Source organism: Bacillus sp. LSHTCR4, from assembly GCF_057197025.1.
Genome location: NZ_JBXUNO010000002.1, coordinates 326,047 through 352,130 on the forward strand (window position 1 = coordinate 326,047; position 26,084 = coordinate 352,130).

Sequence of the window (26,084 nt, forward strand, 5' to 3'; positions counted from 1 at the left end):
ACATAAAAGAATGCTAATTAAATAATGGGTAGAAGAGATTATTTTTTTCTTATAAATTGAGAATAATTATCATTTTCGGGAAAAGTGAAATGAAAGATAACCAAGGAGGAAACAAGAAAAATGAAAAAGGTTTCTGTATTACCCGCTTTTATTATAACGTTCGTATGTATGCTAGCTTTTCTTGTAATGCCATACGGGAATGCTTCAGCAAAACTAGCTGATGGTACTTACGATATTAATTACGTAATTCAAAAAGCGGAAAATGATTCAGCTTCAATGGCAAATGACTATTTTGAAAAGCCGGCAAAATTAATAGTGAAAAACGGTGAGATGAGAGTACAAGTTCCGATGAATCATAGTGCTTGGATTACAGAATTTAAAGCACCAGAGAACGGGAATTTTGTTGATGCGAAAGTTGTTAGTAAAGATGAATCGGCAGATAAAAGAACAGTAGAGTTTAAAGTAGATGATTTATCCAAACCGGCAGCTGTAAAAATTCATGTTGTTGTACCAAATGCAAACTATGACCACCACTACACAATTCGTTTTGCTTTTGATGCAAATGTAAAAGCTGTAGGTGGCGATAACGGTGTAGCTGCTACAACAAAAAATAATGATCAAGCGAAAACAGATACACAAGTAAAAGAAGAGAAAACAAAAGTAGAGAGTAAGGAAATAGCTAAAGAAGTGAACAAAGAAACAAAAAATGAAAATGGAAAAGCTGAAAAAACAGATAACCCAAAAACAGGCGATGAAGCACGTATTGGATTGTTTGCAGCGTTAATTCTTATTTCAGGTGCGTTCTTAATTCGTAAAGTGAAGTTGAGTAAATAAATCTTTTGAAGGGTGATGAATATATGTTTAAACAATTTAAAATGATTATTGCTGTATTTGCTGTTTTATTTACGTTTATCGCAACACTAGGTTTACAAGATGCAAAGGCTGCTACAAAACTAGCTGATGGAAAATATAATATTGCTTTTACTGTATGGAAAGGCGATAAAGATGAATCGTCTAGAATGAATAGTTATTTTGAAAGCCCAGCAACATTAACAGTTAAAAATGGAAAACAATATGTTTCATTTAAAGTGAAAGATAGTACTTCTATTAAAAGTTTCCAAGTAGAAAAAGATGGTCAATTTGTAGAAACAACCGTGTTAAGTGAAAACAAAAAAGATAATACTAGAGTTGTAGAATTTGAAGTTGCTGACTTGTCAAAAAAACTAAATGGCAAGGTGAAAATTAATATTCCAATTATTAATTATAATGCTTCATATGATATTCGCTTTGTATTTGATGGGAACAGTATTAAATAATTTTCAAAAGGGAGAGTCGTTCCATTGAACAGGTATACAAAAATTATTGTTTCTATGTTTTTAATGATATTTACATTCGTATCAACATTACAACCACTTGCAGTTCAAGCAGCTACCAAGTTGGCTGATGGTGAATATTCAATTGGGTTCAAAGTTTTAAAAGATACATCAGATGAAGAATCGATGATGAATCAATATTCAGTAAGCCCCGGGACTTTAAAAGTGAAGGATGGGAAAAAGAAAGTATCTTTTACATTAACGAATAGTTCATGGATTACGAAGTTTGAAACAGAAAAATCAGGTAAGCTAGTTGCGACAAATGTAATTAGTGAAGATAAAGAAAAAGATACAAGAGTAGTAGAATTTGATGTAGAAGATGTAGAGAAGGTATTAAATGCAAAAGTAAAAGTAGATATTGATTTTTTAAATTATCATCATGAGTACGACGTTCGTATTGCATTTGATCAAAATAGTATTACACCGATTCATGTGGAACAACCAAATGAAAAAGAGGACCCAGCTAATAAGCCAGATCCAAATGAAAAACCGGATCCAAGTCAGAAGCCCGACCAAAAGCCTGACCCAGATCAACAACCAAATTCTAACACAATTAAAGATGGAGAGTACAGCATTCCATTTAAAGTGTTAAAAAATCAAACAGATGAAGAATCTAAGATGAATAGTTACATGGTAAATCCAGGAGTATTAAAAGTAGAAAACGGTAAGAAAAAAGCAATTGTAACATTAAAAAGTAGCTCATTAATTAAAAATTTCCAAACGGAAAAAGATGGTGCATTTGTTGATGCAAAAGTAGTGAGTGAAAATAAAGAAAAAGATACAAGAGTAGTAGAGTTCGAAGTAGCTGATTTATCAAAAAAACTAAATACAAAAGTATTTATTGAGATGGTATCAAGAAATTATAAACAAACGCATGATGTACAACTTTTATTTGAACAAGATAAACTTGAACAAATTAAAAATGAAGAGAAAAAACCAGAAGTAGAAAAACCAGAAGTAGAAAAACCAGATGAAAATAAAAAACCAGATGCTGAAACAATTAAAGATGGTGAATACAGCATCAATTTTAAAGCGTTAAAAGATCAAACAGACGAAATTTCAATGATGAACACATATACAAAAAGTCCAGGTGTGCTAAAAGTAAAAGATGGTAAGAAGTATGTATCATTTACGTTAACGAACAGTTCTTGGATTACAAAATTTGAATTTGAGAAAAATGGTTCGTTTGTTGATGCAAATGTAATAAGTGAAGATAAAAAAGCTGATACACATGTAGTGGAAGTAGCAGTAGACGATTTATCGAAAAAGTTAAATACAAAAGTAAAAGTAGATATCGATTCAATGAATTATCACCATTTCTATGACATTCAATTTGCATTTGATAAAGGTAGCATTAAACCGTTAGACAACCAAGGCGGAAACGACAACCAAGGCGGAAACGATAACCAAGACGGAAACGATAACCAAGACGGAAACGACAACCAAGGCGGAAACGATAACCAAGGCGGAAAAAACAACCAAGACGATAACAAAACAATTGATCCCAATGCTCTTAAAGACGGTGAATATAGTATCGGTTTTAAAGTGTTAAAAGATAAGACTGAAGAAATTTCAATGATGAACACATATACAAAAAGTCCAGGTGTGTTAAAAGTGAAAGATGGTAAGAAGTATGTATCCTTTACATTAACAAATAGCTCATGGATTACGAAGTTTGAGTTTGAAAAGAATGGTTCGTTCGTTGATGCGAAAGTATTAGGTACAAATAAAGAGCAAGATACAAGAGTAGTAGAAGTGGAAGTAGCTGATTTATCGAAAAAGTTAAATGCAAAAGTGAAAGTGGATATTGATTCAATGAATTATCACCATTTCTATGATATTCAATTTGCATTTGATAAAGGAAGTATTAAATCTTTAGGTAATCAGGGTGGAAATGACAAGCCAGATGGAAGTAACAACCAAGATGATAACAATAACCAAGGTGGAAGTAACAACCAAGATGATAACAATAACAAAGATGGAACGAATAATCTAAATGAAAATCCAACAGTTGATCCGAAAAATTTAAAGGATGGTCAGTACGAGATTGCTTTTAAAGTGTTAAAAGATAAGACTGAAGAAATTTCAATGATGAATCAATATGTTGTAAGTCCAGCAAGGTTAACGGTGAAAGATGGTAAGAAGTATATTGCAATGACACTAAAAAATAGTGAATGGATTACAAAATTCCAAACGGAAAAGAATGGTGGATTTGCAGATGCAAAAGTAGTAAGTGAAGATAAGGCCACAAATACAAGAGTCGTAGAATTTGAAGCTAATGATTTATTTGCAAAATTAAATGCAAAGGTAAAAGTAGATATCGATTCAATGAACTACCATCACTTCTACGACGTGCAAATTCAATTTGATACGACGAAGATTGGTGCTGTAGGAACGGTAAAAGAAGAGCCGAAGAATGAACCGAAAAATCCGGTAATTACGCCGAAAGTAGATAATGTAAAAACAATTGCTACGCCTGATTTTAACCGAAATGCAGATGGTAAGAAGAAAAATGAAGCTACAAATAATGATGTGAAAAAAGAAAAAAACTCAAAAACAGCAGATACAGCACAACTAGGTTTATACATGGTGTTACTGCTTGGGTCACTTGCTTTACTAGTTCGTAAATATAGAGCAGGTAGATTGTAATTTTTGGAGTCTTGATGCATGTATGCATGCATCAAGACTTGTTTCATATTGTTTGGAAAGGAGTGGTGATTAAGAGTGAAGAAAATCGCAAGTGTGCTAATGGCTATCATTCTGTTAATGAGTATAGCTGGATGCTCATCACCAAAAAAAGAAACACCGAAGCAGGTAAAGAGTGAGAGTAAAGAGCGAATTGTTGCAACGACAGTTGCTGTTACTGAAATTATGGATGCGTTAGAAGTAGATTTAGTTGGCGTGCCAACAAGTTCTAAAACTTTACCGAAGCGATATAAAGGTTTACCTGAAGTTGGGAATCCAATGAGTCCAGATATGGAAAAGGTAAAATCATTAAAGCCATCAGAAGTGTTATCTGTGACAACACTTGAATATGAATTAAAACCGGTTTTTGATGGTGTGGGCATGAAAGCAAACTTTTTAGATTTAACAAGCTTGAAAAATATGCAAAATTCCATTAGCGATTTAGGTAAGAGATATGGACGCGAAAAGCAGGCTGAAGAAGTTGTAACCAAGTTAGATAAAAAAGTCGCTAGCATTCGAAAAGAAGTAAAAGGAAAGAAAGAACCGACAGTACTTATTTTATTAGGTGTGCCTGGAAGTTATTTAGTAGCAACAGAGCATTCTTATATTGGAGATTTAGTGAAACAACTAGGTGGTAAAAATATTGTGCAAGGTGAAAAAGTAGAATATTTAGCTTCTAATACAGAGTATTTAAAGAAAGCTGATCCAGATATTATTTTACGAGCAGCTCATGGTATGCCTGATGAAGTTGTAAAAATGTTTGATAAAGAATTTAAAACGAATGACATTTGGAAGCATTTTGCAGCAGTTAAAAATAATCGTGTTTACGATTTAGAAGAGCGTTTATTTGGAACGACAGGAAATTTAGCAGCAATTGAAGCGTTAGATGAATTGAAAAAAATGATGTATCGGTGATGCATTTTAATATAAAGGAAGAGTAGAATGAATAAAAAAACTTGGAGTTTCCTCATTGTTACTGCATTACTTATCGTTATGACATCATTGTCAGCGATGAAAGGGAGTTTAGAAGTAGGTATTGTTGAACTTGTACAAGGGATATTTACAGGTGGAAATGAAGATGTTGAAGTAATTAAAGATTTACGTTTTCCGCGTATTATTATTGCGTTATTCACTGGAGCGGCTCTTGCTGTTTCAGGTGTGCTTTTTCAAGCTGTTATGAAAAATCCACTTGCTGATGCTGGAGTGATTGGGATATCTTCAGGAGCAAGTTTTATGACACTTGTTATTATTACGTTATTCCCGCAATTCTTTTTCTGGACACCAGTATTCGCCTTTTTAGGTGGTGCGTTTGCATGTTATCTCGTTTATGCATTTTCATGGAAGTCAGGGTTAAGTCCACTTCGTATTATTTTAGTTGGTATAGCTATTAATGCGATGTTCACTGGGTTAAATGAATCGTTCATTACGATTTGTGGATATTTCATTAAGAGTATTAAGCAAACGACGACTTCTAATATAACGATGAAGACGTGGGGCGATGTAGAAATAATGGTTACGTATGGAACAATTGGTCTTATTCTTGCACTGTTCGTAGGAGCTTGGTGTAACTTATTATCGCTACAAGATAAGACTGCGAAAAACTTAGGTTTGCATGTGACGAGAGTTCGTCTTATTATCTCTGCTATTGCAGTACTCTTAGCAGCGGTATCAACAGCGATTGCAGGTGTTATTGCCTTCGTAGGATTACTCGTTCCGCACATTTCAAGACAACTAGTCGGTTCAGATCATAAAGTATTAATTCCGTTTTCTGCTCTAGCAGGTGCGTTATTAATTTTGACGGCGGATACGATTGGAAGGTTAATTGTGCCACCTAACGAAATTCCAGCAGCAACGATTATGGCAGTTATTGGTGGCCCATTCTTAATATTCTTGCTTAGAAAGAGTGATAAAGTTCATGGAAATTAAAAATGTAACCTTTTCGTATGATAATGTAACGGATCGATTAAAGTCGGTTAGTAGTGAAATAGAAATTGGTAAAATTACAACAATTATTGGTCCAAATGGTTGCGGGAAATCGACATTACTGGGCGTGATGTCAAGAAATCATGATCCTCGTAGCGGAGAGGTCATACTGGATGGGAAGGCGATTAGCCAATATAAACCGAAAGAGTTTGCTAGAAAGTTAGCCGTTGTCCATCAACAAAATGAAGCACCGGCAGATATGACGGTAGAGAAATTAACAAGTTTTGGTCGTATGCCTCATAAAAATATTTTTTCCGCGCAAACGGATGAAGATAGAGAAGCAATCGAAAGGGCTTTAGCATGTACGAATTTATTAAGTAAACGTGATAAAGAAATTCATGCTTTATCTGGTGGAGAAAGACAACGTGTTTGGATTGCCATGACGTTAGCTCAGAAAACACCAATGCTCTTCTTAGATGAACCGACAACCTATTTAGATATTTATTATCAACTTGAAATATTAGAGCTAGTAAAAGAGTTAAATGAAGTACATGGATTGACGATCGTCATGGTATTACACGATATTAATCAGGCAATTCGCTATAGTGATCACATCATTGTTATGAAAGATGGCGAGATTGTTACGAAAGGTAAGCCAAATGATGTTGTGACAGAGAGTATGATAAAGACGATATACGGTGTAGATGTCGTTGTAAAGCAAGATGAAGATACAGGATTATATATGGTACCTATGGGAATCTAAAGGCTGAGCATAATCCGTTTTGAGGTGATAATTTGAGTAGTAAAAAAGAACGGAAGAAGAATTCTTTTTTTCAACGAATACTTACAGTTGTCTTTTTAGGTACCTTTTTCTATTCAGTATATGAATTAGGTGATATTTTCATGGATTACTATGAAAATCGTAAAGTAATGGCCGAAGCACAAAATATTTATGGAAAAAGTCCGATGGAAGAGCAATCACAAGACGGGGAAGTACGTAAACAGTTCAAGGCTCTGCAGCAAATTAACCAAGAGATAGTTGGATGGGTTACGATGGATGATACACAAATTAATTATCCAATCGTTCAAGCGAAAGACAATGATTACTATTTATTTCGTAATTATAAAGGTGAAGATATGAGAGCAGGAAGCATATTTATGGACTATCGTAATGATGTGAAATCTCAAAATCGAAATACTATTTTATATGGTCATCGTATGAAAGATGGTTCTATGTTTGGAAGTTTAAAGAAAATGTTAGATGAAGATTTCTTCATGTCGCATCGTAAATTATATTACGATACATTATTTGAAGGATATGATCTTGAAGTGTTCTCGGTGTATACAACAACAACTGATTTTTATTACATTGAAACGGATTTTAGCGGTGATACGGAATACACATCATTTTTGGAGAAAATTCAAGAAAAATCGCTGTACAAAACGGACACAAAATTGACAGCAAGTGATCAAATCGTAACACTTTCGACGTGTGACTATGCACTCGATCCGGAAGCAGGAAGGTTAGTCGTGCATGCGAAACTAGTAAAAAGACAGTAAATAAAAAAGTATAGACTATGAGAAGTGGTAACGCTTCTCATAGTCTATACTTTAAAAAAGAAATATGTTTACTGTGCTGCAGCCATTGGCATACGTACAACTTCAACATTGTAGTAAGTGATTTTATTATCAAGAATATAATCTGGCATCCCGCCTTGATGTGAGTGAGCATCTTTAAATGCTGAGCTCTTCGTCCAACCTTGGAAATCTTCTTTTGCATTCCAACGTGTGCTAATTGTGACTTCGTCATAATCAACTGTATTTTGCGTTAAAAGAACTTCTAAACCTAAAAAGCCTGGCATCGTTTCGACTTGACCTACTTTATTAAAACGATCAATTAATTTATGCCCATTTCCCTTTGTAATTTTAGCTGTATTTGTAACAATAATCATGTTTATTCCTCCTATTAAATGTGGCCTTTATTTTCGAGAACTCATATACATTAAATGATAATGAAAATCATTATCATTGTCAATGGCAAATGTAAAAATAAATAAGTTTCTTTGTTGTTTTGGACAGTAAGATTTACATTTCAAAATGCAGTAAATATGTGGCGGTTAAGTGAGAGAATGAGTGAGTTGTACTAGCAAAGCAATAATATGGTATAGTGAAACGAGGCTGTTTTTTCAGTCTCGTTTTTCAAATGCTTCCTATAGAGAAAGCATGCAAATGGAAAGGAAGTTATTATATGCGATCAGAAGTAACTGTAAAAATAAAACCGAAATTTATAAAAGAAATTAAAAGTGGATATCCGCTTATTTTAAAAGATGCGATTCAAAATTTAAATGATGTTCAGGAAGAAGGAACAATCATTAAAGTGGTAGATGAGAAGAACCACTTTGTCGGAAAAGGCTATTATGGAAAACAAAATAAAGGATACGGCTGGATTTTAACGAGAAAAGAGAGTGAACAAATTAATCAATCTTTCTTTGAAAGTAAAATAAAATCTGCCTTACATAAACGAAAGCAATTTTACAAATCAAGTGATACGACAGCATTCCGTGCCCTAAATGGTGAAGGTGATGGTCTTGGAGGCTTAATCATCGATTATTATGCTGGATATTATGTAGTAAGTTGGTATAGTGAAGGGATTTATACTTTCAGAGATGAGATTATAGCAGCTCTTCAAAAAGTAGCAAACTTTAAAGGTATTTATGAGAAGAAGCGTTTTGATACGAAAGGGAAATACATTGAAGGTGATGATTTCGTAGCAGGAGAGCGCGGTGAGTTCCCGCTTATCGTAAAAGAAAATGGTGTGAACTTCGCTGTTTATTTAAATGACGGAGCGATGGTTGGGGTATTTTTAGATCAACGTAACGTGCGAAAACAAATTCGTGATAAGTATGCGAAGGGAAGAACTGTTTTAAATATGTTCTCTTATACAGGTGCTTTCTCTGTATTTGCAGCGCTTGGTGGAGCGAGCAAAACGACGAGTGTCGACCTTGCAAATCGTAGTTTAAGTAAAACGATTGAGCAGTTTAGTGTAAATGAAGTGGATTATGAAGCGCAAGATATTATTGTAGAAGATGTATTTCTTTACTTTAAATATGCAGCGAAGAAAAAGATGAAGTTCGATATGGTTGTATTAGACCCTCCAAGCTTTGCACGCTCAAAAAAATATACGTTTAGTGCAGCGAAAGATTATAAAAACTTATTAAAAGAAACAATTGCCATTACAGAAAATAACGGGATTATTGTTGCTTCTACAAATTGTAGCGCATTTGATATGAAAAAGTTTAAAGGCTTTATCGATACAGCATTTAAAGAAATGAATGGCAAATATAAAATATTAGAAGAACATTCTTTACCAGAAGATTTCCGTACAATCGATCAATTTAAAGAAGGAGACTATTTAAAAGTAGTTTTCATTGAGAAAATTAAAGGGTAATAAAGAAAAAGGAGCTCGAGTTTACTTGAGCTCCTTTTCTTATTGAACGATATTTTGTACTCTACCGACTTGCCCGTCCTGCAAGCGCACTTTAATGCCATGCGGATGAGAAGGGGAGTTCGTTAAAATATCTTTTACAATGCCACGTGTTAATTTGCCAGTTCGTTGATCTTGTTTTAATACAATATCAACTTCAAGGCCGGGTGCGATATTAGAACGTTTTTGTCCGTTCATTTATACACCTGTACGTCTACGTTGGTTGTTTGTTTTCTTCGTTTGTTGGTTTTGTAATTTTTTCGTTTCCTGGCTTTGGTTTTTGGCATTTTGACCATTACCGTTACCTTGCTTTTTCTTTGCAAGTTGTTCACGCATTAAATCAGCTAAGCTTACTTTTTTGTTTTCTGACATGATAAGTCTCCTTTATATAAAGTTAATTATGAACTATCGTAGTAAATTTCATCATATCATTGTTAGGGAAGGAAGGGAAGTTGGTTTGAAAATTCATATAATTGTTTCCAGTCTGTAGTAGTTACGATACAATTGAGTTGTTAACGTTTGTAAAAAGGGGATAGACATATGTCACATCATATTTTATTAGTCGAAGATGATCTCTCAATTCAAGAGATGGTGGAAAAGTATTTAATAAAAGAAGGCTTTCAAGTTACAATTGCATCTGATGGAGAAGAAGGGGTAAACACATATTTAAAAGGTTCATTTGATTTGATTATCCTCGACATTATGATGCCAAAGTTAGATGGCTTAGAGGTTGTACGCATCATTCGAGAAAAAAGTGCCGTTCCGATTTTAATGATGTCGGCAAAAGATACAGATGTTGATAAAGCTGTTGGATTAGGACTTGGAGCAGATGATTACATTTGTAAGCCATTTTCTATGATTGAATTAGCCGCGCGTGTAAAAGCGGGTATTCGGAGGTCTACGAAATATTCGGCTACAGAAACAACAGAAAAGATGATTCAAATTGGTGATTTAACGATTGATCCAATTAATTTTACTGTGGAAAAAAACGGGAAGCCTCTCAAACTTACTTTAAAAGAATTTGAGATTCTAAAACTGTTTGTAAAGAATCAAAATCGTGTATTTACAAAAGCACAAATATATACGCTAATTTGGAACGAAGAGTATTACGGTGACGATAACGTTATTAATGTTCATATGAGAAGATTGCGTGAGAAAATCGAAAGTGATCCATCTAATCCAGAATACATTAAAACGTTATGGGGTATCGGTTATAAGTTGGAAGTGATGTAATATGGTCAATTTGTTAATAGGTATTATTTTTATATTGTTATGTGTCATTTATATACAATATAAAATGAGGAAAAATAGTAATAAAAATTTAAGATACACATATGAAAAATTAGAAAGTATTGTTAATGAAAAAACAGGCGAGAAGTTACTCGTTATGACAGATGATCTAGAATTGCAAAAATTGTTAGTGGCAATTAATCAATTATTAGATGCAAAACAGAAAACGAATGCAGATCATGCGAAAGTAGAAATTTCGATGAGAAAAATGCTTTCAAATATTTCACATGATTTAAAGACGCCACTAACAGTTATTCTTGGATATACAGAAATGTTAAATAAGGATAAAACGATGAATAAAGAAGAACAGCAAATATTACTTGAAAAGGTGCATGTGAAAACACTAGAAGTAATGGAATTAATTCATAAGTTTTTTGATTTAGCAAAACTAGAATCTGGTGACAAGGCAATCGAGATGACAAAAGTAAATATGAATGAAGTTTGTCGTGAGAAGATTTTATCTTTTTATGATTTAGTTACGTCGAAAGGGTTTCAAGTTCATATTGATATACCAGAAAGAAATATATATGCACTTGGAAATGTAGAAGTATTAGGTAGGGTATTGAACAATTTAATATCAAATGCAATTACATATGGAGACGATGGAAAGACACTGGGTATGACGTTAAGAGATGATGAAACGAATGTGTATATAGACGTATGGGATAAAGGAAAAGGAATTGATGAATCTCATATTGATAAAGTGTTTGAGCGTATGTACACACTTGAAGATTCGAGAAATAGATTGTACCAAGGAAGCGGTTTAGGGTTAACGATTACGAAAAGACTGGTGGAAGCGATGGATGGAAAAATTCATCTTTCTAGTAAGCCGTATGAAAAAACAATTTTTACAGTTGTATTAAAAAAGATGCAGTTTTAGCTTGTAGAGAAGTAGATTCTACAAGCTTTTTTGCAGCGTAAGGAATTTGTAAGAAACGGGTAAGAAAAAAGAGATTTCCGTTGTCTATTATAGAAATATAAAGTAGTACGAAAGGGGAAAGTGACATGACCTATATATTAAAAACGAATCAGTTAACGAAAGTGTTTAAAGGGAAAGAAGTTATTTCTAGCGTTAACATGCATGTGAAAAAAGGAGAGATATACGGTTTCTTAGGACCGAATGGTGCTGGTAAAACAACGATTATGAAAATGATTACAAATTTAATAAAACCGACGAGCGGTGAGATTGAAATTTTCGGTGAGAAGTTAACAGACACATCTTATGAAGTATTAAAAAGAATGGGGACAATTATTGAATATCCAATCTTTTATGATAAATTAACGGCGAAAGAAAACTTAGAATTACATTGTGAGTATATGGGCTATTACGACAAAAATGAAATTGACCATGCTTTACATTTAGTGAAGCTGCAAGGGATAGATAATAAAAAAGTAAAAGATTTTTCATTGGGAATGAAACAACGACTTGGTATTGCAAGGGCAATCGTGACAAAGCCAGAATTGCTCATTTTAGATGAACCAATTAACGGTTTAGATCCAATTGGTATTAAAGAGTTACGAGACTTATTTAAAATGCTCTGCAAAGAATATGGCATTACATTATTAGTTTCTAGTCATATTTTAGGTGAGATGGAACTAATGGCGGATACAATTGGTGTCATTCAAAATGGAAAACTAATAAAAGAAGTTTCAATGAAGAGTATTAACGGAAAACAAACAGAGTACATTGAAATTACTGTTCCTGATGTGAAGCGTGCAGCTTATATTTTAGAAGATAAACTTGGTATAAAAAATTATAAAATCATGAGCGGAAATATGATTCGTGTGTATGATACGGCAGTGTCTCAGCAAGCCATTTCAAAAGCACTTATTATGAACGATGTGGAAATTGAAAGTATGAATAAGAAACATAGTTCCTTAGAGGAATATTTCTTAAATGTAATGGATGGAGAGGGCATTCATGCTTAATGGATTGTTAGTGAATCTAGTAAGTGGATTGGTTGTAATGTTCATAAGTGGGATTTTATATTATAGGAAACCAGGGCGGAAATGGTTGTTAATTCTACTAATGATAGGAATGTTAAGCGTAGTTACTGCTGGAATTAGAATGTTAGCAGTGTAGAGACAGTTATATAAAGAATGGAGGCGTGGTTTGTATGTTTAAATTAATGAAGCTCGAATGGAAGAAACATCAATTATCTAGTTGCTTTAAAAGTGTAGCAATTTGTATTATAGCAATTTTCGCTGTAGTAAGCCTTATGGCATTGGGAATGAAAGCTGAAGGAGACGTGCTCTTCTCTGACTTCAAACAGAACATGGATTTAGCAAATATTTTTATTAGAATAACATTCATTATTTTTAGTTCGGTCATTTTATCACGTTTAGTAATTGATGAGTATAAGAACAAAACGATACAACTATCATTTATGTATCCGCTTCAAAGGAAAATGCTAATGAGTGCGAAATTAACAATTGTTTTTTGTTTTTGTTTTGTGAGCACGATTATCGCGACTTTCATTATTAGTTTGCTCGTATATTTTGTGAGTCCAATGATGGGACTGATTGAAACGCCAGCTACGATAGGTGAAATAATAGCTATCGTTCCAGGTACTATTATAAGTGCATTTATGATATCTGGTATAAGTTTAATTCCTTTGTTTTTTGGAATGAGAAAGAAATCGACACCGACAACGATTACTTCGGCAGTAATAATTGGTATGCTGATTAGTGGTAACTTTGGTCCTGGAAACGGTCAAGTAAGTATGTTTGATTTTATAGCTATCCCAATCGTGCTCTGTTTATTAGGAATTTTCATTAGTTATCTATCGTTTCGTAAAATCGACAAGATCGATGTGGCGTGAAGCAAGCTTAAAACAAAAAACGAACTGGGGTATGAATGGTGAAAAAAATAATAGTAATTGCAATATTATTCATTACAATTGCTAGTGTAGTTTTTGGTTTTAAGGTATTTCAGGGGAAAGATTTTAAGAAAGAAAAGTCTTTTGAGATCAATAATATAAAAGAAATAGAAGTAGACAATGAAAACTGGGATATTGAATTTAAAAGTACAGACGTTAATAAAATAGTAATTTCCGTCCAAGGTCAACAAGTAGATAAAGAAATAGATCCCGTCAAAATAGAAAATGATGAAAATAAAGTTGTGATTAAGCAAAAACAAAAGATCAACAGATTTTTTAATGGTTTTACGTTTAGGAAGAAAAATAGTATATCTATAGCTATTCCGAAGAAAGAAATAGATAAAATTGTAGTAAATAATAAATCGGGTGATGTGAAAATAAGAGATATAGTAGTAAAAAGTATCGTGACGAAAGGCAAATCTGGAGATGAAATGATTACAGGATTATCGGCAGAGAAGGGTGAATTCACATCCGAAAGTGGAGATTTAATGTTAAAAGATAGTTCATTACAAGAAGTAAATATAACTTCCACTACTGGTGATAATTATGTGAAAAATGTAAAAAACGAAAACATGAACATCACTTCAACATCTGGGGAAGTATTGCTGAAAGATATGACAGAAGGAAAATCATTATTTATAGAAACAAAATCAGGGGATATTGGCGTACGGTATAAAGGTGTCCCGGCATCATTGAAGCTTACGGCTAAAAGTAATTCGGCTGACGTAATAGTGGATTTAAAAGGACTTAAGAAAGATAAAAATACAGAAAAAATAAAAGTAGGAACGATTGGTGATGCAAAAAATGAAGCGAAGATTTTAAGTGAAACAGGAGTCATTTATATTGATTAAGTCTTAGGAGGAAGGAGGACTATCATGCTACATTTAATGAAGCTAGAATTGAAAAAGTTTAAGCTTGGTTGGTACGTGAAGAGGGCAATTATTGCAAATATTGTTATACTGGCATTAATGATCTTTGTGAGCATCATCGCTCAAGTAGAAGGTGATGCAGAAATAAGGAATCCAGAGACGATATTGTTAATGGCTAGCACAATAGTAAGAGCAACATTTATTATTTTTGGTAGTGTATTAATAGCAAGGTTAATAATTGGCGAATATAAAAATAAAACAATACTACTCATGTTTTCTTATCCCATTAACCGAAAGAAAATGATGGCGAGTAAGTTGGCTATTACAGCGATAGTAACATTTATAACGGTTATTGTATCTAACATTTTAGTAGTAGGAATTTTCTTTGGGATAGATAGTTATTTTTCAATTCTTCCTAATTCATTCACAGTAGATCAATTGGTGCAAGAAGGAATAAAACTGGTTCCTTTAGCCATTGCAACTGCGGGAATGAGTTTAATCCCTCTATATTTCGGAATGCGTAAACGTTCAGTGCCAACTACAATTGTTTCATCTCTTATCGTTGTCTCAATTGCAATGAATAGCAACCCAGAGTTTCCCACAGCAACTTTTCTTCCCCTTCAACTAGCACTTGCAGCAATTGGAGTGGTGATTGCATATTACGGAATTAAAAATATAGAGAAGGAAGATATAACTGTATGATAAGAATACGTAAAAAAGAGTTGGCGTTACACCAACTCTTTTTTGTATATGTATGCTTCGTTACTACTCTGTAAATTTAGAGTGTGTGCTTAAATACTTTTGCACTCCTGGAGAAATGTTAAAGTTATTAGGACTTTTATATTCGATAGTAAACTCTCCGTCTTTATTTGTTTCAAAGGAGATTGCATAGCTATTCATTTTAGCATCGTAAGAAGTATTTTTGACTTCTGCATCTAGATTAAAATATTTAGTAATATACTCTTTTGATTCCGTAATTGCTGCTTGTTTTCCCCAAGGGGTACCATAATAGGTGAAATAAATAGATACACTAATAACTCCAATAAGAGAAGTTAGTAAAATAGTTCCCATAGCTATTTTTTTATTTTTTGTATTCAATTTGGTTACTCCTCTTCGTAATATGTATTCATTTTAACCTATATATTCCATAAAACAACCATTTTTAAAAAATAGTTTCACATGAAACAAGTTACAGAAAAAGACAAGATGTGTACACATCTTGTCTTTTTCTGTTGTTACATTTTAGGTGCTTCCATTCCAGCAGCAGCCCACTCTTCTTTTGCGGGGCCGTACACACCAGGAACTGTTAAGCCGGCTTGTCGCATTAAAACCGTCATTTGCCCGCGGTGATGATTTTGATGATTAATAAGTGTCATTAAAAATATAGAATTCGGCATAGGGCGACCAAAGAAGTCATTAATAGTTGCTAAATCTTTATCAGTCCATTTACTTTGAAGTGCTTCAACGAAAGCCGCGTTCACTTTACGATACCCATCTGCAATTGTTTTAGCTGAACTTGGTACAGGATAATCTTTCGTTTCTCCTTCAAACTTAAGCCCTGTGCCAGATAGCATAACTGGAATTGCCGTCACAATATGCCAAGCAACTCTGCCTAACGTCCAGTGCCCAGGTGCAATTTCTTGTGATAAAGATGCATCGGTTAATGAATCAAGCATTTTCTGAGTAGACTCAGCCTCGTATGTCCATGATTGCAAGAAGCCGTCAATTGTTTGGTACATAGTTATCCCTCCTATTTTTGTTCATAGATTAAATTCGTGAGAGATTATAGAATCCCTGTTCAATAAGAAATATTGAGTTGAGCATTTGCTGCAATAGAAATAGTAGAATGTCTTCGAAAATAAGATATGTTAGCACCGTATATAGCAAATGTAAAAAAGGGATTTCGTTTAATCAAGGAGGCAAAAGTACAAGCAAAAGAAGAGTTTGTTGCATGTAATAATTACTGGAATGTACGCAATAAACCGGTATGTGTATACCCACCAAATAAATTTTTTTATTACTTACTGGTACTTAAAAGATTGAATTTGAAGGAAGTGATCAACATGTCTTCATGGCTCAATAATACAAATGGATATTGTAGTTGTAATAATCAAAATGGTGTACATGTTGATTCATGCTGTTTTAGTTGTGATGGGACAGTGCCTAAGGTTGGTCCAACGGGAGCGACGGGGGCAACAGGATCAACGGGAGCGACAGGCCCAACAGGATCAACAGGCGAAACAGGTCCAACGGGTCCAACAGGAGCGACGGGATCAACAGGTCCAACGGGAGCAACGGGAGTAACAGGATCAACGGGTTCAACAGGTCCAACGGGAGCGACGGGAATAACAGGATCAACGGGTCCAACGGGAGCGACAGGATCAACAGGATCAACAGGCCCAACAGGGGCGACGGGATCAACAGGCGATACAGGCCCAACGGGGGCGACGGGCTCAACGGGAGCGACAGGATCAACAGGCCCAACAGGAGCGACAGGAATAACAGGATCAACAGGATCAACAGGATCAACAGGATCAACAGGTCCGACGGGAGCAACAGGATCAACAGGTCCGACGGGAGCAACGGGTTCAACAGGTCCAACGGGAGCGACGGGTTCAACAGGTCCAACGGGAGCGACAGGAATAACAGGAGCAACAGGATCAACAGGTCCGACGGGATCAACGGGTTCAACAGGTCCAACGGGAGCGACAGGAATAACAGGATCAACGGGTCCAACGGGAGCGACAGGAATAACAGGAGCAACAGGTTCAACAGGAGTGACAGGCCCAACGGGAGCAACAGGCTCAACGGGGGCAACCGGGGCTACAGGTACAAGTATCACGGCGACGTATGCATTTGCAAATAATACGTCGGGAACAGCGATATCGGTAGTTCTTGGTGGAACGAATGTCCCGCTTCCGAATAATCAAAATATCGGTCCTGGTATTACGGTTTCCGGGGGGAATACAGTATTTACGGTTGCAAATGCTGGGAATTATTATATTTCATATTCGATTAATATAACAGCTTCATTATTGGTCAGTTCACGAATTACAATTAATGGAGCACCACTTGCTGGGACGATAAATTCTCCTGCTGTAGCAACTACATCATTTAGCGCAACAATTATTACAACTCTTGCAGCAGGAGATGCTATTAGCTTGCAATTATTTGGTTTGTTAGCTGTCGCAACATTATCAACAACTACTCCAGGAGCAGTGTTAACGATAATAAGATTGAGCTAAACCATAACTCTCTTATTCTTTTATAGATTAGGAGGGGGTATACATATAATAAGAAGTTAATGAAGTAAAGCATAGTTATATAAAAGTCAGAATATTATGATTGTAACGTTATGGTGACTATAATATAATGAAAACAACCTCATGAATGAACATTCATTTATTTTTTATGTATTTGAAGGGGGAATGAAGGTGGAAAAACCATGGTTGAAAAGTTATCCAGAGGAAATTCCAAGTACGATTTCTTATGATATTCAGCCGCTTCATAAATATGTAGAACAGATGGCTTCTCGCTATCCTGAAAAGAAAGCGCTTCACTTTTTAGGGAAGGATATTACGTTTTCGGACTTCCATGATAAGGTGAAGAGGTTTGCAAATTATCTTCAAAAGCTCGGTGTGGAAAAGGGTGATCGAGTTGCTATTATGTTGCCGAATTGTCCGCAAGCTGTAATTGGTTATTACGGTACATTACTTGCAGGAGGTATCGTAGTACAAACAAATCCACTGTATACAGAAAGAGAATTAGAATATCAGCTTCATGATTCGGGAGCAAAAGTAATTCTTTGTCTCGATTTAGTGTTTCCAAGAGTAACGAATGTTCAATCTGCTACAAAAATTGAGCATATTATCGTAACGCGTATTGCGGATTTTTTACCCTTCCCTAAAAATCTATTGTATCCATTTGTGCAGAAAAAACAGTCGAATTTAGTTGTGAAAGTATCAGAGAGTGAAACGATTCATCTTTGGAATTCAGTAGAAAAAGAAGTGAATACGGATGTTGAAGTGCCATGTGATCCTGAGAATGATTTAGCTCTTTTACAGTACACAGGAGGAACAACCGGATTTCCGAAAGGTGTTATGTTAACGCATAAAAACCTCGTTTCTAACACTTTGATGGGAGTTCAATGGTTATATAATTGCAAAGAAGGAGAAGAAGTTGTTCTTGGGGTTCTCCCATTTTTCCACGTGTACGGCATGACGGCTGTCATGAATTTAAGTATTATGCAAGGATACAAAATGGTTCTTATACCAAAATTTGATATGAAAATGGTTTTTGAAGCGATTAAGAAGCATAAAGTGACATTGTTTCCAGGGGCACCAACTATTTATATAGCTCTTTTAAATAGCCCGCTTTTAAAAGAATACGATATATCTTCTATTCGTGCTTGTATTAGTGGATCAGCACCACTGCCGGTAGAAGTACAGGAAAAGTTCGAAACAGTTACAGGTGGTAAATTAGTAGAGGGATATGGTTTAACAGAATCATCTCCAGTTACACATAGTAATTTTTTATGGGAAAAGCGAGTACCAGGTAGCATTGGAGTTCCGTGGCCAGATACAGAAGCAATGATTATGTCGCTTGAAACTGGTGAGGCATTACCACCGGGAGAAATCGGTGAAATTGTAGTAAAAGGTCCTCAAATTATGAAAGGGTATTGGAATAAGCCAGAAGAAACAGCAGCTGTACTGCAAGATGGATGGCTCCATACAGGGGATGTTGGCTACATGGATGAAGATGGCTTTTTCTATGTGAAAGATCGTAAGAAAGATATGATTGTTGCGAGTGGATTTAATGTGTATCCTCGTGAAGTAGAAGAAGTATTATATGAGCATGAAAAAGTGCAAGAAGTAGTGACGATTGGAGTTCCCGATCCATACCGAGGAGAGACAGTTAAAGCGTTTGTTGTGTTAAAAGAAGGTACGGAGTGTTCTGAGGAAGAATTAAATCAGTTTGCTCGTAAATATTTAGCGGCCTATAAAGTACCGAAAGTATATGAGTTTAGAGAAGAACTGCCGAAAACGACAGTTGGAAAAATTTTACGCCGTGTCCTAATTGATGAAGAGAAAAGAAAGAATGAGGATGAGCAAACGGGCTAAGGCCCTTTCTTTTTGAAAAAATAGGATTGACACTTTTCTAAATAGTCAGTATTATAAGAATATGAATGACTATTCATTCAGTCATCTTCTTGAAGGGGACAGTAAAGTGAAGAAAAATAGACCGAAATACAATCAAATTATTGATGCGGCAGTCATTGTGATTGCGGAGAATGGGTACCACCAAGCGCAAGTTTCTAAAATAGCAAAGCAAGCTGGGGTAGCTGATGGCACCATTTATTTATATTTTAAAAATAAAGAAGATATATTAATATCCTTATTCCAAGAGAAGATGGGAGAATTTGTCGAAACAATTCGTCAAAAAACAGCAGGAATTGAAAGCGCTGTATCGAAGTTATTCATGTTGGTAGAAACGCACTTCTTGCTGTTGTCGCAAAATGATCCTCTTGCTATCGTTACGCAATTAGAGCTAAGACAGTCCAATCAAGACTTACGCCTGAAAATAAATGAAGTATTAAAAGGCTACTTACAAGTTATGGATGAGATTTTAGAGACAGGTATAAAGCAAGGTGAATTCCAAGCGGATTTAAATGTTCGCGTGGCAAGACAAATGATCTTTGGAACAGTAGATGAAGTTGTGACCAATTGGGTAATGAGCGATCATAAGTATGATCTGGTCGCACTTTCAAAAACGGTACATGGGCTACTTATTGCAGCTTGTGGTTATCGTCAATAAGGGGAGGGATCGTGTTGAAATTCCTATCTGTAAAAGTTGAAGATCATATCGCGGTGGCTACGTTAAATCATGCGCCAGCTAACGCGATGTCTTCACAAGTTATGCATGACGTTACTGAATTAATTGATCAAGTGGAGAAGGATGACAACATTCGTGTTGTTGTTATTCACGGTGAAGGGCGCTTTTTCTCGGCGGGAGCAGATATTAAAGAATTTACATCTGTTACTGAAGCGAAACAAGCGACTGAATTAGCGCAGCTTGGACAAGTTACGTTTGAGCGCGTTGAAAAATGTTCAAAACCAGTTATCGCGGCAATTCATGGAGCGGCACTTGGCGGCGGCCTTGAGTTTGCTATGTCTTGCCACATGCGCTTTGCAACTGAAAGTGCAAAACTTGGTTTACCTGAATTAACACTTGGATTAATTCCTGGATTTGCAGGTACACAGCGATTACCACGTTATGTTGGGAAAGCGAAAGCTTGTGAAATGATGTTAACAAGTACACCGATTACTGGTGCAGAAGCATTAAAATGGGGACTAGTTAACGGAGTTTTTGCTGAAGAAACATTTTTAGATGATACGCTTAAAGTTGCAAAACAGATTGCTGGAAAAAGCCCAGCGACAACTCGTGCTGTACTAGAGTTATTGCAAACGACGAAATCGTCTCATTATTATGAAGGTGTACAGCGCGAAGCTCAAATCTTTGGTGAAGTATTTACGAGTGAAGATGGAAGAGAAGGTGTAGCAGCGTTTTTAGAAAAACGTAAGCCTTCATTTAGCTGCAGGTAGTTCAATTATTTTTTTAATATAAATTAACAGAAAATTAAAATTGATAGAATCTTTCTGAAAAACAAGGGGGTAAATGGAATGAACATCTACGTACTCATGAAACGAACATTTGATACAGAAGAAAAAATCGTAATTAAAAACGGTGCAATTTACGATGGCGAAGCGGAATTCATCATCAACCCTTACGATGAATATGCAATTGAAGAAGCAATTCAAGTAAGAGACGCACAAGGTGGAGAAGTTACTGTCGTAACAGTTGGTGGCGAAGATAGTGAGAAAGAACTTCGTACGGCGTTAGCGATGGGCTGCGATAAAGCGGTATTAATTAATATTGAAGATGATGTAGAAAATGGTGACCAGTTCACGACAGCAAAAGTGCTTGCTGAATATTTAAAAGATAAAGATGCAGATTTAATTTTAGGCGGAAACGTTGCAATTGATGGTGCATCTGGACAAGTTGGACCGCGTGTAGCTGAAGCGTTAAATATTCCGTACGTAACGACAATTACAAAACTTGAGATTGACGGTACAAACGTGAAAATTGAACGTGACGTTGAAGGTGATACAGAAGTAATTGAAACGTCATTACCAGTATTAGTAACAGCACAACAAGGTTTAAATGAACCTCGTTATCCATCACTTCCAGGTATTATGAAGGCGAAGAAAAAGCCACTAGAAGAATTAGAATTAGATGATTTAGATTTAGAAGAAGATGATGTGGAAGCAAAGACAAAAACAATTGAAATCTATTTGCCTCCTAAGAAAGATGCAGGAAAAGTGTTACAAGGCGAGCTGCAAGATCAAGTAAAAGAACTTGTATCGTTGCTCCATACAGAAGCGAAAGTAATCTAATAAAATACGAAATTATATATGCAGGAGGGAAAATCTATGGCTCGTAAAGTATTAGTAATGGGTGAAGTTCGTGATGGATCGCTACGTAACGTTTCGTTTGAAGCGGTAGCAGCAGCAAAAACAATTGCAGAAGGCGGTGAAGTAGTAGGTCTTCTAGTTGGAGACAGCGTTGCCTCTTTTGCAAATGAGTTGATTCATTACGGTGCAGATCGCGTTGTGACAGTTGAAAATGATAAATTAAAATCATATACATCTGATGGATATGCACAAGCATTTTTAGCTGTATATGCTGAAGAAAATCCAGAAGGTATTGTATTTGGACATACAGCACTTGGTAAAGATTTATCACCAAAATTAGCGGCGAAGCTTGAAGCTGGTCTAGTTTCGGACGTAACTGCTTTAGAAGTTGAAGGTGGAAATGTTATCTTTACTCGTCCAATTTACTCTGGTAAAGCGTTTGAGAAGAAGATTGTAACAGACGGCATCTTATTTGCAACAGTGCGTCCAAATAACATCGCAACGCTTGAAAAAGATGAGTCTCGCAGTGGTGACGTGTCTTCTATTACGGTAGATGTGAAAGACTTGCGTACAATCATTCAAGATGTCGTTCGTAAGACGGCAGAAGGCGTTGACCTTTCTGAAGCGAAAGTTATTATCGCTGGCGGACGCGGCGTGAAGAGTGAAGAAGGATTCAAACCATTAAAAGAGTTAGCTGACGTATTAGGCGGCGCTGTTGGAGCATCTCGTGGTGCTTGTGACGCTGAGTATTGCGATTACTCATTACAAATTGGTCAAACTGGTAAAGTTGTTACGCCAGACCTATACATTGCATGCGGTATTTCTGGAGCGATTCAGCATTTAGCTGGTATGTCTAACTCAAAAATAATCGTTGCGATTAATAAAGACCCAGAAGCAAGTATCTTCAAAGTAGCTGACTACGGTATTGTTGGCGATCTATTTGAAGTCGTACCTCTTTTAACAGAAGAGTTTAAAAAGTTAAAAGTACATTCATGATTTGAGTACCCTTGAGTTCCAAGTGAAGTACCCCTATATATAGAAAAAGGTGAGAGATCCCCTGTCTCTCATCTTTTTAGTATTTAATCCGTATTTTTATATAGTATAAAGGAACACTTTTTTGTTACAATACATAACGATACATATTATTCGCCACGTATATAAGTTAATGATATACTCTTGGTAGAATATACTTGAAGGAGGAAATAAAATGGCAATTGTAAACGCAAATGACCAAAGCTTCGCAGCAGAAACTAGCGAAGGTGTTGTATTATTAGATTTCTGGGCACCTTGGTGTGGACCTTGTAAAATGATCGCTCCTGTATTAGAGGAAATTGATGCAGAACTAGGCGAAAAAGTAAAAGTAGTAAAAGTAGACGTGGATGAAAATCAAGAAACTGCTCGTCAATTCGAAGTAATGAGCATTCCAGCTCTTTTCGTATTAAAAGACGGTAAAGTAGTTGATCAAGCGTTAGGTTACAAACCGAAAGAAGCGTTAGTAGAATTAGTTTCTAAACACTTCTAAAATAAAAGGGCTACCATTTGGTAGCTTTTTTTATTTTCCTTTTTTACACCTTTCCGTTACAATAAAAGAACGTATGTTGGGTGTTTTGGCATAGTATGTTTTCATGTGAAAATAAAAATGCTAAGCATGTAGAAATGGAGGGTAACGAGTGCACGAACATTTAAAAGAAAAATTGGCTATTTTACCAGATCAACCTGGTTGTTATTTAATGAAAGATAAGCAAGGAACGGTTATATATGTCGGAAAGGCAAAAGTGCTTAAAAATCGTGTGCGCTCGTACTTTACTGGTTCGCATGATGGGAAAACACTTCGGCTAGTAGGCGAAATTGTAGATTTTGAATATATTGTAACCTCCTCAAATCTAGAGGCTCTCATTTTAGAGTTAAACTTAATAAAAAAACATGATCCCAAATATAATATTCAATTAAAAGATGATAAAACATATCCTTTTATTAAAATTACAGCTGAGAAACAGCCGCGATTACTCATTACGCGAAATGTAAAAAAGGATAAGGGAAAATATTTTGGCCCTTACCCGAATGCACAATCAGCTCATGAAACGAAAAAGCTGCTAGATCGTATGTATCCGCTTCGTAAGTGCTCAAATATGCCCGATAAAGTTTGTTTATATTATCATATGGGTCAATGTTTAGCACCATGTGTGAAAGAAGTGACGGAAGAACAAAATAAAGAAATTGTTGATGAAATTATTAAGTTTTTAAATGGTGGACATAAAGAAGTTCGTTCAGAATTAGAAACAAAAATGTATGAAGCTTCAGAGAAACTAGAGTTTGAACGTGCGAAAGAGTTACGTGATCAAATCGCTCATATCGATGCGATTATGGAAAAACAAAAGATGATTATGAGTGATTTAGTGGATCGTGATGTGTTTGGGTATGCAGTTGATAAAGGGTGGATGTGTGTTCAAGTTTTCTTCGTTCGAAAAGGAAAGCTAATTGAACGTGATGTTTCTATGTTTCCAATCTACGATGAACCAGAAGAGGGATTCTTAACGTTTATCGGTCAATTTTATGAAAACAGCAGTCATTTTAAGCCGAAGGAAATTGTCGTTCCAGGAAGTATAGACTCAGAATTAGTAGAACGCTTTTTAGAAGTAGAAGCGACACAGCCGAAACGTGGTAAGAAAAAAGATCTTGTAGAACTGGCAAATAAAAATGCGAAAATTGCCCTGGAAGAGAAATTCTATTTAATTGAACGTGATGAAGAGCGAACGATTAAAGCGGTAGAGAATTTAGGGAAGCAGCTTGGAATTGAAACGCCTTATCGTATTGAAGCGTTTGATAACTCAAATATTCAAGGTACAAATCCTGTTTCTGCAATGATTGCTTTTATTGATGGGAAACCAGCTAAGAAAGAATACAGGAAATATAAAATTAAAACGGTTCAAGGGCCAGACGATTATGAGTCTATGAGAGAAGTTGTGAGACGCCGTTATACAAGGGCACTGAAAGAGAACTTACCTTTACCAGATTTAATCATTATTGATGGCGGAAAAGGCCATCTGGCGGCGGCGAGTGATATTCTAGAAAACGAGCTCGGTTTATATATTCCGATGGCAGGTCTTGTAAAAGATGACAAACATAAAACATCCCATTTAATTATTGGGGATCCACCTGAACCTGTGATGCTTGAGAGAAATAGCCAAGAATTTTATTTATTGCAGCGTATTCAAGATGAGGTGCATCGATTTGCAATTACATTCCATCGTCAATTACACGGGAAATCTGTCATTCAATCGGCATTGGATGATATTCCTGGAATTGGAGATAAACGAAAAAAGATATTGTTAAAACATTTCGGATCGTTAAAAAAGATGAAAGAGGCTTCTGTAACAGAATTTGTCGAAGCGGGTATGCCGAAAAATGTCGCAGAGACGATTTATACTTATTTAGCGGATAAGAAGACGTTGTAGTTTACAACGTCTTCTATTTTTTGGTATAATTTCTGAAGATTTAAAATAAATTCAAGTGAATGAAAATGCAAAAAAGTCAACTAAACTTATATGTCTAGTTGACTGCGGGTAATGCTACACTTCAATGAAATCTTTTATATCCCATTTTACAAGAAATGTAATAGAGTCTGAACGTTTTTTCTTTTCTTCGTAGGACTCTGCAACGACGTTACGTTGTTTTTGAATTTGTTCAGCAATGAATCCAGCTTCTAATTGATAAGAAGAATGTCTTTTTTGTTTTTGACGTTCAGCAATGAGTGTGCCTTTAAGTTGGAACTGCATTTCACGACGCTTATGTTCAATAATGCTTAAAGTGCCCCAGCCAGCTTTTTCAAAGAACTGAATGACTTCTTCAATTGTTTCTAGTGGATATTTTCTTGCAAGGTTTCTACCGGACCAGTATAAAATACCATCTAAATCGTTACCGATTAAATCAGGTAGTAATTCTTCACGTAGCAATTCATAAGCGAAGGCGTTCAATGAAACATCTTCTAAAGATGTTGTATCGATTGTATTTTTACTCACAATATTCCCCTCTTTCTATAGGGATTATTATATAACATTTCTCATTTATAAAAACAGATTTTTCTTTAGGAAAATCTGAATATATAAGAA

The 26,084-nt window shown here is 35.4% G+C and carries 29 protein-coding genes; 23 read left to right on the forward strand and 6 right to left on the reverse strand.

Annotated features, from left to right (window positions below; all coding sequences use genetic code 11):
- Positions 1–120: 120 nt before the first annotated feature.
- From isdC to srtB, 7 genes are all read left to right on the forward strand, one after another.
- Positions 121–834: a heme uptake protein IsdC gene (gene isdC / locus AC2CGR_RS15360; RefSeq protein WP_048551266.1), complete on the forward strand. Its 714-nt coding sequence runs from the start codon at positions 121–123 to the stop codon at positions 832–834.
- Positions 835–857: 23 nt separating this feature from the next.
- A complete protein-coding gene (locus tag AC2CGR_RS15365; protein ID WP_000476167.1) occupies positions 858–1,316 on the forward strand; it encodes an NEAT domain-containing protein in 459 nt (152 codons plus the stop codon).
- Between the two features lie 24 nt (positions 1,317–1,340).
- A complete protein-coding gene (locus tag AC2CGR_RS15370) occupies positions 1,341–4,022 on the forward strand; it encodes an NEAT domain-containing protein (protein ID WP_484480980.1) in 2,682 nt (893 codons plus the stop codon).
- 75 nt (positions 4,023–4,097) lie between these two features.
- Positions 4,098–4,973: a heme ABC transporter substrate-binding protein IsdE gene (isdE, locus tag AC2CGR_RS15375; RefSeq protein ID WP_087968421.1), complete on the forward strand. Its 876-nt coding sequence runs from the start codon at positions 4,098–4,100 to the stop codon at positions 4,971–4,973.
- 27 nt (positions 4,974–5,000) lie between these two features.
- Positions 5,001–5,984, forward strand: a complete 984-nt coding sequence (locus tag AC2CGR_RS15380; RefSeq protein WP_001036835.1) for a FecCD family ABC transporter permease — start codon at positions 5,001–5,003, stop codon at positions 5,982–5,984.
- Entirely contained in the window at positions 5,974–6,744 is a 771-nt protein-coding gene (locus AC2CGR_RS15385) for an ABC transporter ATP-binding protein (protein ID WP_087968422.1), read from the forward strand. The genes AC2CGR_RS15380 and AC2CGR_RS15385 overlap by 11 nt, the downstream gene beginning before the upstream one ends.
- Positions 6,745–6,776: 32 nt before the next feature.
- Positions 6,777–7,541: a class B sortase gene (gene srtB / locus AC2CGR_RS15390; protein WP_484480981.1), complete on the forward strand. Its 765-nt coding sequence runs from the start codon at positions 6,777–6,779 to the stop codon at positions 7,539–7,541.
- A 68-nt stretch (positions 7,542–7,609) separates the two neighbouring features.
- On the opposite strand, the gene isdG is transcribed toward srtB, so the two are convergent.
- Positions 7,610–7,933, reverse strand: coding sequence for a heme oxygenase (isdG, locus tag AC2CGR_RS15395; RefSeq protein ID WP_087968424.1), 324 nt, complete (start codon positions 7,931–7,933; stop codon positions 7,610–7,612).
- Positions 7,934–8,229: 296 nt separating this feature from the next.
- On the opposite strand from isdG, the gene AC2CGR_RS15400 reads away from it, so the two are divergent.
- Positions 8,230–9,429 carry a class I SAM-dependent rRNA methyltransferase gene (locus AC2CGR_RS15400; protein WP_131100803.1) on the forward strand — a complete coding sequence of 400 codons (1,200 nt, stop codon included), beginning with the start codon at positions 8,230–8,232 and terminating at the stop codon, positions 9,427–9,429.
- 39 nt (positions 9,430–9,468) lie between these two features.
- Here AC2CGR_RS15400 and AC2CGR_RS15405 read toward each other — a convergent pair whose 3' ends face one another.
- Both AC2CGR_RS15405 and AC2CGR_RS15410 read right to left on the reverse strand, forming a co-directional pair.
- Complete coding sequence (locus tag AC2CGR_RS15405) at positions 9,469–9,663, reverse strand: YwbE family protein (RefSeq protein ID WP_001014310.1); 195 nt, start codon at positions 9,661–9,663, stop codon at positions 9,469–9,471.
- Complete coding sequence (locus AC2CGR_RS15410; RefSeq protein ID WP_001293578.1) at positions 9,664–9,837, reverse strand: hypothetical protein; 174 nt, start codon at positions 9,835–9,837, stop codon at positions 9,664–9,666. It lies immediately after the preceding gene.
- Positions 9,838–10,005: 168 nt separating this feature from the next.
- Between AC2CGR_RS15410 and AC2CGR_RS15415 the strand changes: the two genes are divergently transcribed.
- The 7 genes from AC2CGR_RS15415 to AC2CGR_RS15445 all read left to right on the forward strand — a co-directional run bounded on the left by AC2CGR_RS15415 (position 10,006) and on the right by AC2CGR_RS15445 (position 15,205).
- The gene (locus tag AC2CGR_RS15415; RefSeq protein WP_000018056.1) at positions 10,006–10,698 is read left to right on the forward strand and encodes a response regulator transcription factor; all 693 of its coding nucleotides are present in this window, start codon (positions 10,006–10,008) and stop codon (positions 10,696–10,698) included.
- A gap of 1 nt (position 10,699) precedes the next feature.
- Entirely contained in the window at positions 10,700–11,635 is a 936-nt protein-coding gene (locus tag AC2CGR_RS15420) for a HAMP domain-containing histidine kinase (protein WP_087968426.1), read from the forward strand.
- Positions 11,636–11,760: 125 nt separating this feature from the next.
- Positions 11,761–12,684 carry an ABC transporter ATP-binding protein gene (locus AC2CGR_RS15425; RefSeq protein WP_087968427.1) on the forward strand — a complete coding sequence of 308 codons (924 nt, stop codon included), beginning with the start codon at positions 11,761–11,763 and terminating at the stop codon, positions 12,682–12,684.
- On the forward strand, positions 12,677–12,838 hold the full coding sequence (locus AC2CGR_RS15430; protein WP_165507115.1) for a hypothetical protein: 162 nt from the start codon (positions 12,677–12,679) through the stop codon (positions 12,836–12,838). Before AC2CGR_RS15425 ends, AC2CGR_RS15430 begins: the two co-directional genes overlap by 8 nt.
- 34 nt (positions 12,839–12,872) lie before the next feature.
- Positions 12,873–13,577: an ABC transporter permease gene (locus AC2CGR_RS15435; RefSeq protein ID WP_484480982.1), complete on the forward strand. Its 705-nt coding sequence runs from the start codon at positions 12,873–12,875 to the stop codon at positions 13,575–13,577.
- Positions 13,578–13,612: 35 nt separating this feature from the next.
- Positions 13,613–14,485, forward strand: coding sequence for a DUF4097 family beta strand repeat-containing protein (locus AC2CGR_RS15440; RefSeq protein ID WP_131100801.1), 873 nt, complete (start codon positions 13,613–13,615; stop codon positions 14,483–14,485).
- A gap of 24 nt (positions 14,486–14,509) precedes the next feature.
- The gene (locus AC2CGR_RS15445; protein ID WP_087968430.1) at positions 14,510–15,205 is read left to right on the forward strand and encodes an ABC transporter permease; all 696 of its coding nucleotides are present in this window, start codon (positions 14,510–14,512) and stop codon (positions 15,203–15,205) included.
- A gap of 63 nt (positions 15,206–15,268) precedes the next feature.
- Here the strand turns inward: AC2CGR_RS15445 and AC2CGR_RS15450 are convergent, their stop codons facing one another.
- The gene (locus AC2CGR_RS15450; protein ID WP_087968431.1) at positions 15,269–15,601 is read right to left on the reverse strand and encodes a YfjL-like protein; all 333 of its coding nucleotides are present in this window, start codon (positions 15,599–15,601) and stop codon (positions 15,269–15,271) included.
- Between the two features lie 137 nt (positions 15,602–15,738).
- A complete protein-coding gene (locus AC2CGR_RS15455) occupies positions 15,739–16,242 on the reverse strand; it encodes a DinB family protein (protein ID WP_086403982.1) in 504 nt (167 codons plus the stop codon).
- Between the two features lie 324 nt (positions 16,243–16,566).
- Here AC2CGR_RS15455 and AC2CGR_RS15460 point away from each other — a divergent pair, with 324 nt between their 5' ends.
- The 8 genes from AC2CGR_RS15460 (at position 16,567) to uvrC (ending at position 25,430) form a co-directional block, all read left to right on the forward strand.
- Positions 16,567–17,748 carry a BclA C-terminal domain-containing protein gene (locus tag AC2CGR_RS15460; protein ID WP_484480983.1) on the forward strand — a complete coding sequence of 394 codons (1,182 nt, stop codon included), beginning with the start codon at positions 16,567–16,569 and terminating at the stop codon, positions 17,746–17,748.
- A gap of 189 nt (positions 17,749–17,937) precedes the next feature.
- Positions 17,938–19,623, forward strand: coding sequence for a long-chain-fatty-acid--CoA ligase (locus AC2CGR_RS15465; RefSeq protein ID WP_140349824.1), 1,686 nt, complete (start codon positions 17,938–17,940; stop codon positions 19,621–19,623).
- A 106-nt stretch (positions 19,624–19,729) separates the two neighbouring features.
- Positions 19,730–20,317: a fatty acid metabolism transcriptional regulator FadR gene (gene fadR, locus AC2CGR_RS15470; protein WP_000742223.1), complete on the forward strand. Its 588-nt coding sequence runs from the start codon at positions 19,730–19,732 to the stop codon at positions 20,315–20,317.
- Positions 20,318–20,328: 11 nt separating this feature from the next.
- The gene (locus AC2CGR_RS15475; protein ID WP_484480984.1) at positions 20,329–21,105 is read left to right on the forward strand and encodes an enoyl-CoA hydratase; all 777 of its coding nucleotides are present in this window, start codon (positions 20,329–20,331) and stop codon (positions 21,103–21,105) included.
- Between the two features lie 78 nt (positions 21,106–21,183).
- A complete protein-coding gene (gene etfB / locus AC2CGR_RS15480; RefSeq protein ID WP_001029030.1) occupies positions 21,184–21,957 on the forward strand; it encodes an electron transfer flavoprotein subunit beta in 774 nt (257 codons plus the stop codon).
- Positions 21,958–21,993: 36 nt separating this feature from the next.
- Positions 21,994–22,971: an electron transfer flavoprotein subunit alpha gene (gene etfA / locus AC2CGR_RS15485; protein WP_000101965.1), complete on the forward strand. Its 978-nt coding sequence runs from the start codon at positions 21,994–21,996 to the stop codon at positions 22,969–22,971.
- Positions 22,972–23,182: 211 nt separating this feature from the next.
- Positions 23,183–23,497, forward strand: coding sequence for a thioredoxin (gene trxA, locus AC2CGR_RS15490; RefSeq protein WP_001018943.1), 315 nt, complete (start codon positions 23,183–23,185; stop codon positions 23,495–23,497).
- A 148-nt stretch (positions 23,498–23,645) separates the two neighbouring features.
- Positions 23,646–25,430: an excinuclease ABC subunit C gene (gene uvrC, locus AC2CGR_RS15495; protein WP_000544276.1), complete on the forward strand. Its 1,785-nt coding sequence runs from the start codon at positions 23,646–23,648 to the stop codon at positions 25,428–25,430.
- A 114-nt stretch (positions 25,431–25,544) separates the two neighbouring features.
- Here uvrC and AC2CGR_RS15500 read toward each other — a convergent pair whose 3' ends face one another.
- A complete protein-coding gene (locus AC2CGR_RS15500; RefSeq protein WP_087968433.1) occupies positions 25,545–25,994 on the reverse strand; it encodes a YslB family protein in 450 nt (149 codons plus the stop codon).
- Positions 25,995–26,084 lie beyond the last annotated feature (90 nt).

What these genes read in the sequence shown, in the direction of transcription:
- etfA (WP_000101965.1), top strand. Translation starts at nt 21,994, where the DNA reads ATGGCTCGTAAAGTATTAGTAATGGGTGAAGTTCGTGATGGATCGCTA.
- trxA (WP_001018943.1), top strand. Translation starts at nt 23,183, where the DNA reads ATGGCAATTGTAAACGCAAATGACCAAAGCTTCGCAGCAGAAACTAGC.
- AC2CGR_RS15365 (WP_000476167.1), top strand. Translation starts at nt 858, where the DNA reads ATGTTTAAACAATTTAAAATGATTATTGCTGTATTTGCTGTTTTATTT.
- AC2CGR_RS15460 (WP_484480983.1), top strand. Translation starts at nt 16,567, where the DNA reads ATGTCTTCATGGCTCAATAATACAAATGGATATTGTAGTTGTAATAAT.
- AC2CGR_RS15440 (WP_131100801.1), top strand. Translation starts at nt 13,613, where the DNA reads ATGGTGAAAAAAATAATAGTAATTGCAATATTATTCATTACAATTGCT.
- AC2CGR_RS15410 (WP_001293578.1), bottom strand. Translation starts at nt 9,837, where the DNA reads ATGTCAGAAAACAAAAAAGTAAGCTTAGCTGATTTAATGCGTGAACAA.
- AC2CGR_RS15400 (WP_131100803.1), top strand. Translation starts at nt 8,230, where the DNA reads ATGCGATCAGAAGTAACTGTAAAAATAAAACCGAAATTTATAAAAGAA.
- AC2CGR_RS15405 (WP_001014310.1), bottom strand. Translation starts at nt 9,663, where the DNA reads ATGAACGGACAAAAACGTTCTAATATCGCACCCGGCCTTGAAGTTGAT.
- AC2CGR_RS15455 (WP_086403982.1), bottom strand. Translation starts at nt 16,242, where the DNA reads ATGTACCAAACAATTGACGGCTTCTTGCAATCATGGACATACGAGGCT.
- AC2CGR_RS15380 (WP_001036835.1), top strand. Translation starts at nt 5,001, where the DNA reads ATGAATAAAAAAACTTGGAGTTTCCTCATTGTTACTGCATTACTTATC.
- AC2CGR_RS15415 (WP_000018056.1), top strand. Translation starts at nt 10,006, where the DNA reads ATGTCACATCATATTTTATTAGTCGAAGATGATCTCTCAATTCAAGAG.
- AC2CGR_RS15430 (WP_165507115.1), top strand. Translation starts at nt 12,677, where the DNA reads ATGCTTAATGGATTGTTAGTGAATCTAGTAAGTGGATTGGTTGTAATG.
- AC2CGR_RS15445 (WP_087968430.1), top strand. Translation starts at nt 14,510, where the DNA reads ATGCTACATTTAATGAAGCTAGAATTGAAAAAGTTTAAGCTTGGTTGG.
- AC2CGR_RS15435 (WP_484480982.1), top strand. Translation starts at nt 12,873, where the DNA reads ATGTTTAAATTAATGAAGCTCGAATGGAAGAAACATCAATTATCTAGT.
- AC2CGR_RS15385 (WP_087968422.1), top strand. Translation starts at nt 5,974, where the DNA reads ATGGAAATTAAAAATGTAACCTTTTCGTATGATAATGTAACGGATCGA.
- isdC (WP_048551266.1), top strand. Translation starts at nt 121, where the DNA reads ATGAAAAAGGTTTCTGTATTACCCGCTTTTATTATAACGTTCGTATGT.
- isdG (WP_087968424.1), bottom strand. Translation starts at nt 7,933, where the DNA reads ATGATTATTGTTACAAATACAGCTAAAATTACAAAGGGAAATGGGCAT.
- AC2CGR_RS15420 (WP_087968426.1), top strand. Translation starts at nt 10,700, where the DNA reads ATGGTCAATTTGTTAATAGGTATTATTTTTATATTGTTATGTGTCATT.
- AC2CGR_RS15425 (WP_087968427.1), top strand. Translation starts at nt 11,761, where the DNA reads ATGACCTATATATTAAAAACGAATCAGTTAACGAAAGTGTTTAAAGGG.
- etfB (WP_001029030.1), top strand. Translation starts at nt 21,184, where the DNA reads ATGAACATCTACGTACTCATGAAACGAACATTTGATACAGAAGAAAAA.